This window comes from Antiquaquibacter metalliresistens (assembly GCF_029211225.1).
Lineage (GTDB): Bacteria > Actinomycetota > Actinomycetes > Actinomycetales > Microbacteriaceae > Rhodoglobus > Rhodoglobus metalliresistens.
On the sequence record NZ_JARGEM010000002.1, the window covers coordinates 44,440 to 60,705 of the forward strand.

General features: G+C 68.8%; 15 protein-coding genes and 1 pseudogene. 6 read left to right on the top strand and 10 right to left on the bottom strand.

Going from position 1 to position 16,266, the window contains the following annotated elements; translation table 11 throughout:
* The first annotated feature begins 13 nt into the window (after positions 1–13).
* Complete coding sequence (locus PYV02_RS03110; RefSeq protein WP_420833590.1) at positions 14–877, top strand: HpcH/HpaI aldolase/citrate lyase family protein; 864 nt, start codon at positions 14–16, stop codon at positions 875–877.
* A 34-nt stretch (positions 878–911) separates the two neighbouring features.
* Here PYV02_RS03110 and PYV02_RS03115 read toward each other — a convergent pair.
* A pseudogene (locus PYV02_RS03115) lies at positions 912–1,955 on the bottom strand (ribonucleotide-diphosphate reductase subunit beta); the annotation flags it as partial.
* Positions 1,956–2,051: 96 nt separating this feature from the next.
* Positions 2,052–4,505 (bottom strand): ribonucleoside-diphosphate reductase subunit alpha, encoded by a 2,454-nt coding sequence (locus PYV02_RS03120; RefSeq protein ID WP_275756113.1) that lies wholly within the window; start codon positions 4,503–4,505, stop codon positions 2,052–2,054.
* Positions 4,506–4,799: 294 nt separating this feature from the next.
* Here PYV02_RS03120 and PYV02_RS03125 point away from each other — a divergent pair, with 294 nt between their 5' ends.
* Entirely contained in the window at positions 4,800–6,008 is a 1,209-nt protein-coding gene (locus PYV02_RS03125; RefSeq protein WP_275756115.1) for an MFS transporter, read from the top strand.
* A 231-nt stretch (positions 6,009–6,239) separates the two neighbouring features.
* Here PYV02_RS03125 and PYV02_RS03130 read toward each other — a convergent pair whose 3' ends face one another.
* The 6 genes from PYV02_RS03130 to PYV02_RS03155 all read right to left on the bottom strand — a co-directional run bounded on the left by PYV02_RS03130 (position 6,240) and on the right by PYV02_RS03155 (position 10,464).
* On the bottom strand, positions 6,240–6,797 hold the full coding sequence (locus PYV02_RS03130; RefSeq protein WP_275756117.1) for an NADPH-dependent FMN reductase: 558 nt from the start codon (positions 6,795–6,797) through the stop codon (positions 6,240–6,242).
* Between the two features lie 57 nt (positions 6,798–6,854).
* Positions 6,855–8,120 carry an MFS transporter gene (locus tag PYV02_RS03135; RefSeq protein WP_275756119.1) on the bottom strand — a complete coding sequence of 422 codons (1,266 nt, stop codon included), beginning with the start codon at positions 8,118–8,120 and terminating at the stop codon, positions 6,855–6,857.
* Complete coding sequence (locus PYV02_RS03140) at positions 8,114–9,088, bottom strand: aldo/keto reductase (protein WP_275756121.1); 975 nt, start codon at positions 9,086–9,088, stop codon at positions 8,114–8,116. The genes PYV02_RS03135 and PYV02_RS03140 overlap by 7 nt, the downstream gene beginning before the upstream one ends.
* Positions 9,089–9,097: 9 nt before the next feature.
* Positions 9,098–9,904 carry an alpha/beta fold hydrolase gene (locus PYV02_RS03145; RefSeq protein ID WP_275756123.1) on the bottom strand — a complete coding sequence of 269 codons (807 nt, stop codon included), beginning with the start codon at positions 9,902–9,904 and terminating at the stop codon, positions 9,098–9,100.
* Between the two features lie 88 nt (positions 9,905–9,992).
* On the bottom strand, positions 9,993–10,196 hold the full coding sequence (locus PYV02_RS03150; protein WP_275756125.1) for a CsbD family protein: 204 nt from the start codon (positions 10,194–10,196) through the stop codon (positions 9,993–9,995).
* 73 nt (positions 10,197–10,269) lie between these two features.
* A complete protein-coding gene (locus PYV02_RS03155) occupies positions 10,270–10,464 on the bottom strand; it encodes a hypothetical protein (RefSeq protein WP_275756127.1) in 195 nt (64 codons plus the stop codon).
* A gap of 175 nt (positions 10,465–10,639) precedes the next feature.
* On the opposite strand from PYV02_RS03155, the gene PYV02_RS03160 reads away from it, so the two are divergent.
* Positions 10,640–11,515: a DUF4349 domain-containing protein gene (locus tag PYV02_RS03160; RefSeq protein ID WP_275756129.1), complete on the top strand. Its 876-nt coding sequence runs from the start codon at positions 10,640–10,642 to the stop codon at positions 11,513–11,515.
* A gap of 3 nt (positions 11,516–11,518) precedes the next feature.
* Here the strand turns inward: PYV02_RS03160 and PYV02_RS03165 are convergent, their stop codons facing one another.
* Positions 11,519–12,283: an IclR family transcriptional regulator gene (locus PYV02_RS03165; protein WP_275756131.1), complete on the bottom strand. Its 765-nt coding sequence runs from the start codon at positions 12,281–12,283 to the stop codon at positions 11,519–11,521.
* 119 nt (positions 12,284–12,402) lie between these two features.
* Here PYV02_RS03165 and PYV02_RS03170 point away from each other — a divergent pair, with 119 nt between their 5' ends.
* From PYV02_RS03170 to PYV02_RS03180, 3 genes are read left to right on the top strand one after another with little or no spacing between them, the layout of a single operon-like run.
* Complete coding sequence (locus tag PYV02_RS03170) at positions 12,403–13,116, top strand: CoA transferase subunit A (RefSeq protein WP_275756133.1); 714 nt, start codon at positions 12,403–12,405, stop codon at positions 13,114–13,116.
* Positions 13,113–13,763 carry a 3-oxoacid CoA-transferase subunit B gene (locus tag PYV02_RS03175; protein WP_275756135.1) on the top strand — a complete coding sequence of 217 codons (651 nt, stop codon included), beginning with the start codon at positions 13,113–13,115 and terminating at the stop codon, positions 13,761–13,763. Before PYV02_RS03170 ends, PYV02_RS03175 begins: the two co-directional genes overlap by 4 nt.
* A complete protein-coding gene (locus tag PYV02_RS03180; RefSeq protein WP_275756137.1) occupies positions 13,760–14,929 on the top strand; it encodes an acetyl-CoA C-acyltransferase in 1,170 nt (389 codons plus the stop codon). The genes PYV02_RS03175 and PYV02_RS03180 overlap by 4 nt, the downstream gene beginning before the upstream one ends.
* 250 nt (positions 14,930–15,179) lie before the next feature.
* On the opposite strand, the gene PYV02_RS03185 is transcribed toward PYV02_RS03180, so the two are convergent.
* Positions 15,180–16,211 (bottom strand): LLM class flavin-dependent oxidoreductase, encoded by a 1,032-nt coding sequence (locus PYV02_RS03185; protein ID WP_275756139.1) that lies wholly within the window; start codon positions 16,209–16,211, stop codon positions 15,180–15,182.
* Positions 16,212–16,266 lie beyond the last annotated feature (55 nt).

A 16,266-nucleotide genomic window follows, 5' to 3' on the forward strand; every position in this document is an offset into this window, starting at 1 on the left:
GCTACCCTGGTCTGTGGCGTACACCATCACTACACATGAGAGGCGCCCCGTGTCCCGAACCATCTCCCCGGAGATCGCCCGATCCTGGCTGCTCGTCGCCGCGACCCGACCCGAGACCTTCGATACCGCCCAGGCCTCGCGGGCCGACCAGATCATCCTCGACGTCGAGGATGCCGTCGACCCGGCCTTCAAGGCCGCCGCCCGTGAAGACGTCGCCGACTGGCTCAGCGTCGGCGGATCCGGCTGGGTGCGCATCAACGACCGCACCTCCGACTTCTGGTCGGGCGACGTCGACGCCCTCGCCGGCCTCCCGGGCCTGCGCGGCGTGATGCTCGCCAAGGCGGAGTCGCCCGCGCACGTCACCGAGACCTTCGACCGGCTGAAGGGCCAGACGCCGGTCATCGCGCTCATCGAGTCCGCACTCGGCATCGAGGAGGCCGCCAACATCGCCCGCGCCCGCGGTGCGTACCGCCTCGCCTTCGGTAGCGGCGACTACCGCCGAGACACCGGCACGAGCGCCGACGACATGGCGATGGCCTACCCGCGCTCCCGCCTCGTGGTCGCCAGCCGCGTCGGCAACCTGCCCGGCCCGATCGACGGACCGACGGTGGGCACGAACCACCCGCTGCTGCGCGAGCAGAGCACGATCGCCGTTGCACTGGGGATGACCGGCAAGCTGTGTCTGGACATCGAACAGTTGCCGATCATCAACGAGGTGATCAGCCCCACCCGCTCGGACGTGGCCTGGGCGCGCGAGTTCCTCGCCGACTTCGAGTCGCGCGGCCGAATGGTGCGCGACGGCTCCGACCTGCCGCGACTCGGCCGGGCCGAGAAGATCGACAAGCTCGCCCGCGCGTTCGGGGTGGAGCCGGACTGACCGCACGGCGGGGATGCCGCGCGGTCTCCGCCCGCTACTCCGTCTTTGCCTTGCCGCCCGTCGAGGCCTGCGCGTTCGACTCGTAGGAGGTGTTCGTGGACTCGAAGAAGTTCACGAGCTGCAGGGTGTCGTTGGCGGCGGCCATCCACTTCGCCGGGTTCGAGACGTTGTAGTGCGGCTCGAACCCGAGCTCCTCGAGGCGGCGGTCGGCGAGGTACTTGACGTACTGGTTGATGTACGTGGCGTTCAGACCGAGGATGCCGTTCGGGAGCAGGTCGCGGTTGTACTGCTCCTCCATCTCCACGGCATCCAGGATCATCTGCTTGATCTCGGCCGCGAACTCCTCGGTCTGCAGGTCGGGGTTCTCCTCGAGCACCGTGAGGATGAGGTTGATGCCGAACTTCAGGTGCAGGCTCTCGTCGCGCACCACCCAGTCCATGAGCGAGCCGAAGTTGCGCAGCAGGTTGCGCTGCCGGAAGCTCAGCGCCACCATGAAGCCCGAGTAGAACCAGACGCCCTCGAGGATCACGTTGTACGCGACGAGGTTGCGGATGAAGTCCTGCTTGCCCTCGGTGGTGGTGATGTCGAGGGTCTGCTCGGTCATGCGCTTGATGTACTTGACCTCGAACTCCTCCTTGCGCGCCATCGACGGAACGTCCACGTGCGCGTTGTAGGCCTCGTTGCGGTCGATCGGGAAGGTCTCGAGCACGTACTCGAAGCTCATGCAGTGGTTGGCCTCCTCCCACATCTGCTTCGCGAGGTACAGCGTGGCCTCGGCCGCGTTGACGTAGGGGTAGACGCCGAAGGCGAGCGCCTTGTTGACGAGCAGCTCGTTCGGATTGAAGTAGCTCATCAGGAAGGTGACCGCGTGGCGCTCTTCGTCGGTCATCTTCTTGAAGTCGGCGATGTCCTCGCCGAGCTGGATCTCATTGGGGAACCAGGTGTTCGCGACGGCCTGGTCGTACAGGTCCATCGCCCACTGGTAGCGGATCGGTTTGAGCAACAGGCCCTCTTGCAGGCCCGTTCCGAGAATTCCCATGTGCGTGCTTCTTACTCTGTGTGCGGGTGATACAGCGGTCGCGGCGCGGCCGGGGAGGGAGCTGTTACTGGCAGCTCTCGCACTGCAGGTCGTCCATCGGATCGACCGGAACGTCGTACTCGGCGATGCGATCCATCACGCACCCGCCTTCGGCGCGAGGCCACCGAACCCGCGACGCGCGGGTGCCGCCGGGGCGGTCTCGGTCGTCGAGCCCGCCGCGGCGGGCGCCGCGGTGACGAGCTCCTCGGCCTTGTTGACCTTCACCGTCGACTGCTCGGCCGTGTGACGCGGCTTCATGTGCAGGTAGTACGTCGTCTTCACGCCGCGCTCCCAGGCCGCGTAGTAGATGTCCATCATGTCGCCGAGGTCGCGCGTCTCGAGGTACATGTTGCGGCTGATGGCCTGGTCGATCCACTTCTGGGCGCGCGCGGCAACCTCGAGGAATGCGTACGGCGAGAGCTGGAAGCTCGTCTTGTACACCTCCTTGAGACTGTCCGGGATCGCCGCGATGTTCTGGATGTCACCCTGCGAACGCAGGATCGACTCGCGGGTCGACTCCCAGATCCCAAGCTTCTGCAGGTCGGCCACGAGGTTGCGGTTGACCTCGAGGAACTTGCCGTTCGAGGTCGCGCGGCTGAAGATCTGCGAGAACTGCGGGTCGAGGCCGGGCGTGGTACCCGCGACGAGACCGATGGATGCCGTCGGCGCGATCGCCATGAGCGTCGCGTTGCGCATGCCGCCCTTCACCTTCGCGCGCAGGGCGTCCCAATCCAGGCGCGTCTTCCGGTTGACCTTGATCTCGACGCCGCGGTCCGCCTCGGTGAGTGCGATCGAGTCGAGCGGCACGAGGCCCTGCGACCACCGGCTGCCCTCAAAGTTCGCGTACGAGCCACGCTCCTTCGCAAGTTCGGTCGAGGCGTCGATCGCCGCGTACGACACGTGCTCCATGATCTCGTCGATCAGGTCGTAGGCGGCCTCGGACTCGTAGCTGACGCCGAGCTTCTCGATCACGTCGGTGAAGCCCATGACGCCGAGCCCGACCGCGCGGTTCTGCTGGTTCGAGAAGTCGGCCTCCTTCACGCTCGACCGCGTGATGTCGATGAGGTTGTCGAGCTGACGCACTGCGATGCGGGCGGACTCCTCGATCTTCGCGAAGTCGAGCGAGACGGCGCCGGACTCCGCGACGACCAGGTGCTGCGAGAGGTTGATCGAGGCGAGGTTGCAGACCGAGACGTTGTCCTCGTCCTGCGGCAGCGTGATCTCCGTGCACAGGTTGGAGAGGTGGATCGTGCCCGTGTTGTTGTTGAGGGCGCGGTTGTTGATCGTGTCCTTCCAGGTCAGCCACGGGTGGCTGGTGGTCTGGAGGGAGATGAGGATCGACTTGAACTGCTCGCGCGCGGAGATCTTCTTGAACATGCGCAGGCGGCCGGCCTCGGCCTCGGCGACGTAGAACGCGTAGCGCTCGGAGAACGCCTTGCCGTAGAGCTCGTTGAGGTCGGCGACCTCGAGCGGGTCGAAGAGGTACCAGTCGTCGTCGTTCTGCACGCGCTTCATGAACTCGTCCGAGATCCACACGGCGGTGTTGGCCGTGCGGGTGCGACGGTAGGGGTCGCCCGAGTTGTTGCGCAGCTCGAGGAACTCGGGGAAGTCGAGGTGCCAGTTCTCCATGTAGAAGCACAGCGCACCGAACTTCTTGCCGCCGCGGCTGACCGCGCGCAGGATCGAGTCGATCGTGTGCATGAAGGGGATCGGCCCCGTCGAAGTGGTGTTGTTCGAGCGGATGGGCGAGCCCTGGGCGCGCAGCTTGGTCACGGAGAGGCCGATGCCGCCCGTGCCCTTGGTCAGCCACATCACATCGCGAGTCGTCTTCGCGATGTGCTCCATGTCGTCCTGCATCTCCATGACGAAGCAGTTGGCGAGCTGGGGGTAGATGGTGCCGGCGTTGACGAGCGTGGAGCCCGCGGCGAGGTATTCGAGGCTCGACATCTTGTCGTAGAACCGGATCGCCGCTGCGGTCGGGTCCTGCTCGTTGAGCGAGAGCCCCATCGCGATGCGCATCCAGAAGTACTGGGGCACCTCGAGGGCGTCGCCGTTGCGGCCCTTGATGCCGTAGCGGTTGTTGAGGGTGACGACGCCGATGTACTTGAGCAGTTCGTCGTGTGCGGGCTCAAGCCGGGCGGCGAGCGTCTCGAGGTCGAACAGCTGCGTCAGGCGCGGGTCGAGCAGCCCCTCGTCGACCCCGCGGGTGACGTTCGGGATGAAGTGCTCGCGATGCAGCGCCTTGAGCTCCTCGGCGGTCTGGTAGTCGCCGAGCACGCGCTTGTAGATGGTCTTCAGCAGCAGCCGGGCGGCGACGACGTCGAACGCCGGGTCGTCCTTGACGTTCTGCAGCGCGACCTGGATGACGGCCTCGTCGAGCTGCTGCGTCGTGATGCCGTCGAAGAGCGTGAGCTCGAGCTCCGAGGCGATCTGCGTCACCCAGGTGATGTTCTCGTCGAGACCGACCGTCGCGGCCTCGATCGCGAGGTTGATCTTGTTCGCGTCGTACGGCTCCCGTGCGCCACTGCGCTTGACGACTGTGATGGTCACGACAATCCCTCTGCTTCCTACGAAAAATCGGGGTTCATGCACCCCGGAACGGCCTGTTCGCCCCCACCCCGGCCAGGCGGTTTCACCACTATATATCGTGGGTCTGACAGCGGGGTAACACCAGATCTAGTGGCGTGTCGTCCACAGGTTGTGGACAAGTTGCCCGAGTTCTCCACAGGCTGTGCATGGATGCTGTACCCCGAATCCGCCTCCCACCGACCACGCGGGGGCGCGTGGATCCGCTCGTCGAGTCGCTCGATCGCAGGGTGGGGGCGGGGCTAGGCTGAGTCGGTTATGAAGAGCTATGCGGGCCTGCTGCGCACGCCGGGAGTGGCTCGACTGCTGTTCTCGCAACTCGTCGCGCGCTTTCCGGGCGGCATGCTCTCACTCGCGATCATCCTGCACGTCGAGAAGCAGTTCGACTCCTACGGCGCCGCCGGCATCGTGCTCGCCGGTCTCAGTGTCGGGCAGGCCGTCTCCGGCCCGCTCACGAGCCGCCTGATGGGCGTGCTCGGCATGCGGCCCGTGCTCGTGGTCACCGGCGTGGTGTGCTCGATCACCCTCACCCTGATGGCCCTCGTGCCGTTGCCGCTCGCCGCCATCCTCGTGCTCGGCATCATCGCGGGACTGAGCTTTCCGCCGATCCAACCCGCCGTGCGCACCATCTACCCGAAGATGGTCAACTCGTCGCAGCTCACGCCGCTCTACTCCCTCGACGCCTCCGCCCAGGAGATCATCTGGATCGGCGGACCGGTGCTCGTCACCTTCGTCGGCACGCAGGTGTCGACCGAGCTCGGCGTGCTGCTCTCCGTCGCGTTCATCGTGGCCGGCGGCCTGTGGTTCGTGACCTCTCCCGCCCTCGGCCGGGTGCGCATCCCGCGCAGCAAACGGCGCTTCGGCGTGGTGCTCGCCCGCCCGGTGGTGCTGCTGTCGACCGTCGTCGGCTTCCTGCTGGTCGGCGGCTTCGCCGCGATCGAGACGAGCGTCGTGGCGACCTTCGGCGATCACGGAGCCGAGGCCGGCATCGTGCTCGCGATCTGGTCGGTGGCCTCACTCGCGGGCGGACTCGCGCTCGGCGGCGTCGAGATCTCGCCGTGGTCGCTGGCCCGCCGGCTCGCCGTGATCGCGGTCGGCGCGACGCTGGCCATCTTCGCCTGGGAGTTCTGGAGCATCTCGGCGGCGCTCGTCATCGCCGGATTCTGCATCGCGCCGGCGCTCACCGTGATGTTCTCGGTGGTGTCGGCGAGCGTGCGGTTCAGCGACACCGCGGAGGCCTACGGCTGGGTCGGCACCGGGCAGCTGATCGGCGCCGCCGCGGGCGCGGCGGCCGCGGGCTTCCTCATCGACGCGAACGGCGCGGACGGCGGCTACTGGGTCGCCGCGGCATTCCTCGTGCTCTCCGCGATCATCGCGACCGTCTTCCACCGGGTGATGCCAGACCTCCGAGGGCGGGATGCCACGCCGCTCACCGACACCGAGCCCGTGCCGGTGCAGCCGAGCTGAGCCGTCCCACCGGACTGCCCCGCACCGGACTGACCCGCACCTGCAAGACGACCCTCCCCGCCCGCGCGCCTGCCAAGAACTCCGCGGCCCCAAGAAAGCCCGGTCGGCGGGAGTCATTTCTACCGCCAACCGGACCTTGCCCCCGCCGAAGACGGAACGGCCGGGGATTCCTCCCGCCAACGGGTGTGTCTGCCTCCGCAGCGCGGGCCGCTTGGAGTGCCCCGCCGCGGGCTAGCGCAGGCTCGCGAGCCTGCCCTGCAGGTCGTCGAGCTGATCGAGCATGCGACCGAGGATCGAGACGTCCTTCTCCTCGGGCGCGAAGGCGCCGTCGACGATACGCCTGCCGATGGCGTTGATCTCCACCGAGGCGCCGACGCGAGCCAGACCGAGCGTCGTCAGCGTCGGCTCGAGCAGTGCCACACCGCGGCTGCCCGCCGAGACGCCGCCGTAGCTGACGAAGCCGACCGGTTTGTGGCTCCACTCGCTGCCGAGGAAGTCGAGCGCGTTCTTGAGCGCGGGCGAGAAGGAGTGGTTGTACTCGGGGGTGACGAAGATGAAGGCGTCGGCGGCATCCACTCGTCGACTCCAGGCGATCGTGTGCGGCTTCGTGTACGCGCGCTTGGAGGGATGCTCGGGCTCGTCCATGAACGGCAGCGCGAGTTCGGCGAGGTCGACGAAGTCGAGCGCGAACCGGTCGTCGGCCTCCGCGACGGAGCGCACCCACTGCGCGACCGGCAGGCCGGCGCGCCCCGGACGCACGCTGCCGACGATGATCATGAGAGAAGTCACATGACGAGTCAACCATGTCCGGCGGGTCTCGCTCGCCGCCCGGGCCGGTTCGGCGGGCTACTGCGGCACGAAGGGGTCGGTCGGGCCGGCACCGTCGCCGTTGTCGACGTCCTCGGGGTTCGGCAGGCTGATCAAGAACCTGAAGAACACCAGGCTCGCGATGGTCTCGAGCGCCCCGAACACGATGAACGGCAGAGCCAGGTCGATGCGGGCCACGAGGCCGCCGAGCACGGCGCCGAGCGGCATCGCCCCCCACAGCAGGGTGCGCCAGGTGCCGTGCACGCGCCCGAGCAGGCGCCCCGGGATCACGGCCTGCCGCAGCGACATCACGAGGATGTTCCAGGTCGTGATGAACAGCGACGACAGGCCGTAGCCGAGCCCGGCCGCCCAGATCACGGGCAGCACCCCCACGAGCACGAAGGACAGCCCCGTCGCCGCCGCGGCGACCGCCATCGTGAGGCCGGCGCCCCATCGCGACTTCACCCGGTTGGTCACCACGGCACCGAGGATGCCGCCCACCGCCCCGCTCAACAGGAACACTCCGAACAGCGCCTCGGGCACGGCGAGCGTGTCGAGGATGAACAGCACGACGCTCGCGGTCGCCGCGGAGGTCATCAGTCCGCAGAAGGTGCTGAAGAGCCAGAGCGTGCGCAGCATCCGGCTCGCCAGGATGAACCGCAGACCCTCGACGAACTGACGATGCCATGGCGCCTCGTCCCGCGGCTGACGAGCGAACTGGCGGCCGGAGGCGGCCCGCGGCAGCAGAAGGGCGAGGGCCCCGGCGAACGCGAACACGAGCCCGTTGATCCCGAGCGGAATGAGCACGGAGACGGCGAACAGCGCCGAGGTCAACGGGCCCGCGATGAAGTTCTGCACGACGAGCTCGCCGCCCTCGATGCGGGAGTTCGCACGCGGCAGGTCGACCTTCGCCACGATGCTCGGCATCACCGCGCGGATCGCACCGTCGTAGACGGTCTCGAAGGCGCCGTAGACGAAGATCACCGCGAACAGCCACCAGATGGTCAGGGCGTCGGTCGCGACGAGCAGCACCAGCAGCGTCGCGAGCACCAGGCGCACGGCCTGGGCGATCGCGAGAGCTCGACGCCGGTCGATGCGATCGATGAGGATGCCGGCCGGAATCGCGAAGAACAACCACGGCAGCAGGGCGAGGGCCGCGAGCATCGAGATGAGGAACGGGTCGTGCGTCAGCCGCGCGCCGAGCAGCGGGATCGCGGTGCGTGCGATCCCGTCCCCGAGACTCGAGGCGAGGTTCGCCGTGAAGACGTTGGCGAACGCGGCGGGCAGCCGCCCCGGCTTCACCACCGCGCGTGGATGTCCGCGCGGAAGTAGCGGTCGTAGATGCGCCGCACCTCGTCGTTGAGATCCAGCGGCGGCACGTGCGCGGCAGCGGCGTTGGCGCGCGCCTGCTCGGCGCTGCGAGCACCCGGGATGACCGTGGTGACGCCCTCGAGCTGGATCAACCAGGCGAGCGCCGCGGTCGCCGGTGCGATGCCGTGGCTGGCGGCGAGGGACGCGAACTCCTGCGCCGCGGCGACACCGGTCTCGAAATCGACCCCCGAGAAGGTCTCCCCCACGTCGAACGCCTCGCCGTGCCGGTTGTAGGTGCGGTGATCGTCCGACGCGAACACGGTGTCGCGCGTGTACCTGCCGCTGAGCAGTCCCGAGGCGAGGGGCACGCGCGCGATGATCGCCACACCGTGGTCGATCGCGGCGGGGAGCACGGCATCCAGCGGCTTCAGCCGGAACGCGTTGAGGATGATCTGCACGCTCGCGACATGCGGGCGTGCGATCGCGATGAGCGCCTGTTCGACCGTCTCCACGCTCACCCCGTAGCGCGCGATGGCGCCCTCCGCGACGAGCGTGTCGAGCGCGTCGAACACCCGGTCGTCGCGATACACCTCGGTGGGCGGGCAGTGCAGCTGCACGAGATCGAGCCGGTCCATGCGCAGATTCGCGCGGGATCGATCCGTCCAGGCGCGGAAGTTCTCGAGCGAGTAGTTCTGCGGCTCCTGCGGCAGGCGCCTGCCCATCTTGGTCGCCACGAAGATGTCGGGATGCGTGGCACGGAACGCGCCGATGATCGCCTCGCTGCGCCCATCCCCGTACACGTCGGCGGTGTCGAAGAAGGTCACGCCCGACTCGGCGGCGGCTTCGAGCACGGCGGTGGCATCCGCCTCGGTCACGGCCCCCCAATCCGCGCCGAGCTGCCAGGTGCCGAGGCCGATCACGGAGACGGATGTGCCGAGCCGCGGCGCCGAGTGCTGTTGCATGCCACCAGCCTACGAGGCGGTGACTGCCCCGGGAGAGCCTTCTCCGCCATCGATCGCCGCGGCGACCACCTTGGCCATGCGCGGACGGATCACGTGATCGCCGACCGGAACGCGACGCACGGTGACATTGCGCAACTGCTCGATGATGCGCAATCCGGCGGTGGCCAACAGCGGATCGAGCGTGCCGTAGACGACCTCCACCGGAATGCGCACCGACGAGAGGTCGGCGACCGTGGTCTGCGTCTGGATCGAGTTCTCCAGGGAGAGCATGAACGCGCGCCAGTTGCGCTCGGAGACCTCGAGCACGTTCTTGATCGGCGACAGCCTGGCGAGCCCGGCCGCGGCCGCCATGGTGAAGTCCTTGTTGGCGCGCAGATAGTCGTAGGCGCGCAGGTACAGGTCCATCGTGGTGCGATCGCGCCAATCGCCGACCGCCTGCGGCGCGAGGTATACCGGCGGGCTGACCAGCACCAGGCGGGTGAGTCGTCGCTGGTACTGGGCGGCGTAGCGGGTCGCGATGATCGATCCCATGGAGTGCCCGACGAGCACGAAGGGCGTGCGCAACTTGAGACCGTCGATCGTGCGGGCGACGGCGGCGACGTGCTCGTCGATGGTGTAGTTCGCGGTCTCGGGGGCCGGGGATGCGCCGAAACCCAGCAGGTCGATCGCGATCACGCGGTGCCGAGCCTCGATGAGCGGCGCGAGGAACTGGAAGGTGACCGACGAGGAGGCGATGCCGTGCAGCAGCACGACCGGCGGGCCGCTGCCGGTGTCGATGGCGACGTGGAGTTTCGGCGCTCGGCTCCACCACCTCATGCGGAGAGCATAGCGAGCGCGCGGACTCGGTGATCGAGCGCGTCGAGTTCCCGTTGCGGACCTCGGCGCGGCTCGATCACCGCGGGCGTCAGCTCGCGGGGGTCGCGGGCGGCGGGGTCTGGTGCTTGTCGTCGCCGTCGAAGAGGTCCTTGACGTCCTCCGCCTTGTCCTTCGCGAAGTCCGCGACATCCTCGGCCTTGTCCTTGATGAACTCGCCGGCATCGCCCGCGACGTCCTTGACCTTGTCGATGCCCTCGGCGATGTTCTCCTTGGCGTCGTCGATGAATCCCATGCTGCACTCCTTCGTCTGGATTGCGGCGAAACCGCCGACAGCACCGAGGATAGCGGCCCAGCCGCGCGATGACTCAGTCGCGCAGAGACTCCTTGTAGTCGTTCTTCGCCTTGGTCGCATCGCGTTCCGCCTCGGCCCGCTTGACCTCGGCGTCGGCCTTCATCTCGTCGACCTTGTCGCTGACCCGCTCCTTGGTGTCGTCCACGGCCTCGCCGATCTTCTTGCCGGTGGCCTCCGCAGCGTCCTTGGCGTCGTCCATGAATCCCATGTCGTACTCCTGTCAACGTTCGGCGGGTGTCTCCCGCACCCCTTCGACGCTACGCCGCGACATCCCTGGCTCAAGGGGCTTGACGTACGGCGCGGAGACGGCAACACACCGTGACGCCCGAATCGTGACAAACGTTGGGCTGTGCCGACGGCCCGGCGTGGCTAGCGTGGTGGCCATGAGGCGCATATTCAGCATCACCACAGCACTCGCGATCACCGCGATCGCACTCACGGGCTGCGTTGCTAGCGGCGGCAGCATGTCGGACTCCCCGGCCATCCAGTCCGAGTCCGGGGTCGGCGCACCGGAGCCGCTCGCCGGCGATTCGAGCGAGATCGGCGGCGACGTCGTCGATCGACAGGTCATCACCACCGGGTGGGTCACGATCGTCGTGGACGAGCCCACGGATGCCGCGACCGAGGCCGTGCGCATCGTCGAGTCGTCCGGGGGCCGCATTGACGGCCGCACCGAGGTCGCACCGGCCGACGGCGACCGGGGTAGCGCGACGCTGACGCTGCGGGTGCCCGCCGCGTCCCTCACCGCGACGCTCGACAAGCTGCGCGAGCTCGGCGACGTGCGGGAGATCTCGTTGAACTCCTCCGACGTCACCATGCAGAGCCAGGACCTCGAGGCCCGCATCACGGCGCTGCAGGCATCCGTCGACCGGCTGCTGGCACTGCTGCCGACCGCGACGGACACGCAGGCGCTGGTCGCCCTCGAGACGGCGCTCTCCGAACGGCAGGCGGAGCTGGAGTCGCTCAAGGCGCAACAGCGCTACCTCGACGACCAGGTGAGCATGTCCACGATCACGCTCTCGCTGGTCTCCATCGCCGATGCGCCCGTGGACGAGCCGAACACCTTCCTCTCCGGGGTGATCGCGGGCTGGAACGCGTTCGTCGCCTTCTTCGCCGGTCTGCTCGTCGCACTCGGGGTGCTGTTGCCGTGGCTGGCGCTCGCGGGGCTCATCACGCTCGTAATCGTCCTGCTCGTGCGCCGGGCGCGGCGGAAGGCGGAGAAGCCCGCGCCGACCGGGGTCGACGCACCGAAGGCGTAGGAACTAGCCGGGGAGGCGCATCCGCTGAGTCAGGCGGTGCGCCTCCTCGAGCAGCAGCCGGCCGAGTGCGGGTCGGCGATCGTCGCGGAACCGGGACTCGATCCCGGTGATCGACAGGGCCCACGTCGGCTGGTCCTTCGCATCGAAGACCGCGGCGCCCATGCCCCAGCTGCCCTCCAGGATGCGGCCGGGATTGAGCGAGCACCCGGCCTGCCGGGTGCGTTCGAGCAGGTCGAGCACGTGGGCGTCGTCGTGCTGAGGCCCGAAGCCGGCGCGACGCTCGCGGGTGTCGTCCAGGGCGCGCTGGAGCTCGTCCGGCGGCAGGAAGGCGGCGATCGCGAGCCCCGCCGTACCGACGCCCAGCGGGAAACGCGCGCCGACGTGCAGCACGAAGGATCGCACCGGAAAGCTGCCCTCCTCCCGCAGCAGGCACACCACCTCGGCGCCGCGCCGCACCGAGAGGAACGCGCTCTCGCCCGTCTCGTCGGCGAGCCGCTGCAGGCTCGGACGGGCGGCATCCTCCACCGCGTAGCGCTCCTGGGCGATCAGCCCCATCAGGAACATCTCCGGCCCCAGCACCCAGTGGCGCCCGTCCGCCGCACGGTCGACGAGCCCCTCCGCCGCGAGCGAGCTCAGCAGGCGGTGCACCGTGGGTCGGGTGAGGGCGGAGCGCTCGACCAGGGCTCGGGTCGAGGCCCCGTCGGTCTCCTCGGCGATGAGCTTGAGCAGTTGCGCCACCCGCTCCACAACCTGCGACCCCTCAGCCATGCTCACATTATGGACAACTTGCGGCGCGGCGTCCACGATTCGAGATCGGATTGACCGAATCTCTGGGGCAGAGCTAGCCTCCGAGTGTCCACAAGGCGGACAGCGATCGAGGAGGATGCGTGTCCAAACTGCGTTCGAGCGCGGCGGAGTCCCTGGAGGGGCTGCTGCGCGACGGCATGACGCTCGCCGTCGGCGGCTTCGGCCTGAGCGGGAACCCGAGCGATCTCATCGAGGCGGTGCGGGACTCCGGAGTGAAGGACCTCACGGTCGTCTCCAACAACATGGGCGTCGACGGACAGGGGCTCGGCCTGCTCATCGAGGCCGGCCAGGTGCGCAAGGTGATCGCCTCCTACGTCGGGGAGAACAAGCTCTTCGCGGAGCAGTACCTCGCCGGCACGCTGGAGGTCGAGTTCGCACCGCAGGGCACGCTCGCCGAGCGATTGCGGGCGGGTGGTGCGGGCATCCCGGGCTTCTACACCGCCACGGGTGTCGGAACGCTCGTGGCCGAGGGCAAGCCGCAGGCCGAGTTCGACGGTCGCAGCTACATCCTCGAGCGCGGCATCGTCGCCGACCTCGCGCTCGTGAAGGCGCACCGCGCCGACCCGGAGGGCAACCTCGTCTACCGATACACGGCTCGCAACTTCAACCCGCTGGTGGCCACCGCCGGCCGGGTGACGGTGGCCGAGGTCGAGGAACTCGTCGGGCTCGGGGACATCGACCCGAACGTGGTGGTGACCCCCGGCATCTTCGTGCAGCGGCTCGTGGTCTCCAGCGGGCGGCCCAAGGTGATCGAACAGCGCACCGTGCGCGAGCGGGAAGGGGCGGCGTCATGACCTGGACGCGCATCGAGATGGCCACCATCGCGGCATCCGAACTCCACGACGGCGACTACGTGAACCTCGGCATCGGCATCCCGACGCTCGTCGCCAACTGCCTGCCGCCCGGCGTGAACGTCACGCTGCAGTCCGAGAACGGGCTGCTGGGCATGGGTCCGTTCCCCTACGAGGGCGAGGAGGACGCCGACCTCATCAACGCCGGCAAGCAGACCGTGACCATCCTGCCCGGCGGCAGCATCTTCGACTCCGCGACCTCGTTCGGGATGATCCGGGGCGGCCACGTGGCGATCGCGATCCTCGGGGCGCTCGAGGTCGCGGGCAACGGCGACCTCGCCAACTGGACCATCCCGGGCAAGCTCGTCAAGGGCATGGGCGGGGCGATGGACCTCGTCGCGGGCACCCCCCGGGTGGTCGTGCTCACCGACCACGTGTCGAAAGACGGCACCCCCAAGATCGTCGAACGCTGCACCCTGCCGCTGACCGGCGTGGGGGTCGTCGACCGCATCATCAGCGATCAGGCGGTCTTCGACGTCATGCCTGAGGGCCTGGTGCTGCGCCGCCACGCGGATGATGTGACCATCGATCAGCTGCGCGCCAACACCGGCGCGAGCTTCACGGTAGGACTCGAGGAGGTCGCCGCATGACCACCGTCATCGTCGGGTACGCCCGCACGCCGTTCGTCAAGTTCAACGGGGCGTTCGCCACCATCCCCGCCACGGTGCTCGGCGCGCACGCGATCCGCGCCGCGCTCACCAGGGCCCAGATCAGCCCGGATGCCGTGCAGCACGTGATCGCCGGGCAGGTGCTGCAGGCGGGGGCGGGCCAGAACCCGGCGCGCCAGTCGGCCGTCGGCGCGGGCATCCCGATGAGCGTGCCCGCCATCACCGTCAATGCCGTGTGCCTCTCGGGGCTCGAGGCGATCGTCGCAGGCACGCGCCTCATCGAGGCTGGCGAGGCCGAGATCGTCGTCGCCGTCGGTCAGGAGTCGATGTCGCTCGCGCCGCACGCATGGTCGGCGCGCGCCGGCAGGAAGTACGGCGCCATCGAGTTTCTCGACACCCTCGAGCACGATGGCCTCACCGACGCCTTCGAGCACACATCGATGGGCTCCTCGACGGAGGCGCGCAACGCGGGCCTCGGGCTCACCCGTGAGGAGCAGGACGCCTGGGCCGCCGCGTCGCACCAGCGGCTCGCGGCATCCGTCGACTTCATCGCCGACGAGATCGAGCCGTTCCCGGTGCCGGGACGCGGCGAGCCGGTGATCGTGAGCGCCGACGACGGCGGTCGGCCAGACACGACGGTCGAGACCCTCGCGAGGCTGAAGGGGTCGTTCGGCGGCGACGGCACGATCACCGCCGGCAACTCCTCGCAGATCACGGATGGTGCGGCGGCCGTCGTGCTCATGGACGAGTCGGCCGCGCGCTCGGCCGGCGTGCCCATCATCGCCCGTGTCGTCTCGCACGCCCTGGTCGCCGGTCCCGACGTGTCGCTGCACCGTCAGCCGTCCAACGCGATCGCGGCGGCGCTCGCGAAGACGCCACATGGGGCGTCGGACCTCGCCGCGGTCGAGATCAACGAGGCGTTCGCCGCGGTGTCCGTGCAGTCCGTGCGCGATCTGGGGATCGACCCGGCGATCGTCAACGCGCACGGCGGCGGCATCGCGCTGGGGCACCCGATCGGCGCGTCGGGTGCCCGGATCGTCGGCCACCTGGCGCGCACGCTCGCCCAGTCTGGGCCGGGCTCGCTCGGTGCGGCTGCGCTGTGCGGCGGCGGCGGGCAGGGCTCGGCGATCGTCATCGAAGCGGTCTAGGCGGGCCGGCGCGGCCGGGCTCGGGCGGCGCGACTGGGTCGGCGCGGCCGGGTCGGCGCGGCCGGGTCGGCGCGGCTTTGAGCTTCCACGGCGGAGTTCCGCGACACCCGCGGTCGGCCGTTCGACAGACTCCCGTTCTGAAGGAACTCCTTCACAACGGGAGTGTCCGACGACCGCACGCCTAGACCACGCCCTGCGCAGCGCGAACCCCGGACGCGCCGGGCTCGGGTCGGCCGGCGCGGCCTCGCCCTCAGGCGATCATGTCCTTGACCATCGGCACGACCTCGGAGCCGTAGAGCTCGATCGAGCGCATCATGCGCTCGTGCGGCAGGGTACCCGCGCTGTACTTGAGGTCGAAGCGCTGGATGCCGAGCGTCGTGATGGTGTTCGCGAGCTTCTTCGCCACCGTCTCCACCGAGCCGAGGTACAACGATCCGTTCTCGATCTCGTGTCGGTACTCGTCCTCGGTCGACGGCGGCCAGCCGCGCTCCGCGCCGATCCGGTCGCGCATCGCGCTGTAGTGCGGCCAGAACTGCTCGGCGGCCTGCTCGTCGGTGTCCGCGACATACCCGGGCGAATGCACCGCGACCGGCAGGTCGGGCTGCTCGAGCTGGGTGAGCGCACGATGGAACAGGTCCACGTACGGCGCGAAGCGCTCGGGCGCGCCGCCGATGATCGCGAGCACGAGGGGCAGACCGTAGCGCGCCGCGCGCACCACCGACTCGGGGCTGCCGCCGACGCCGATCCAGGTGGGGATGCGACCACCCTCGGTGTGCGGATAGACGCTCTGCTGCGTCAGCGGCGAGCGCAGCGCGCCCTGCCAGGTCACCGGCTGCTCCTTGAGCAGTTGGGCGAACAGATCGAGCTTCTCCTCGAACAGCTGCTCGTACTGGGCCAGATCGAGCCCGAAGAGCGGGAACGACTCGGTGAACGAGCCGCGCCCGAGGATCACCTCGGCGCGGCCGTTGGAGAGGGCATCCACCGTCGCGAAACGTTGGAACACGCGCACGGGCTCGTCCGAACTCAGCACCGTGACCGCGGAACCCAGGTGGATGCGCTTGGTCGCCGTCGCCAGTCCCGCGAGCACCACCTCCGGTGCGGAGACGGCGAAGTCCTCACGATGGTGCTCCCCGACCCCGAAGAAGTCGAGGCCGAGCTCGTCGGCGAGCACACCCTCGGCCACGAGGTTGCGAATCACCTGCGCCTGGGTCACCGGCGAGCCGTCTAGACCGACGGTGACGTCGCCGAAGGTGTCGAGTCCGAATTCGACCTGCTGTGTCATGGTGCCCTCTCAGTCCATGTGAACGCATGGTTCAACCGGGCAGCGTCGGACCCTA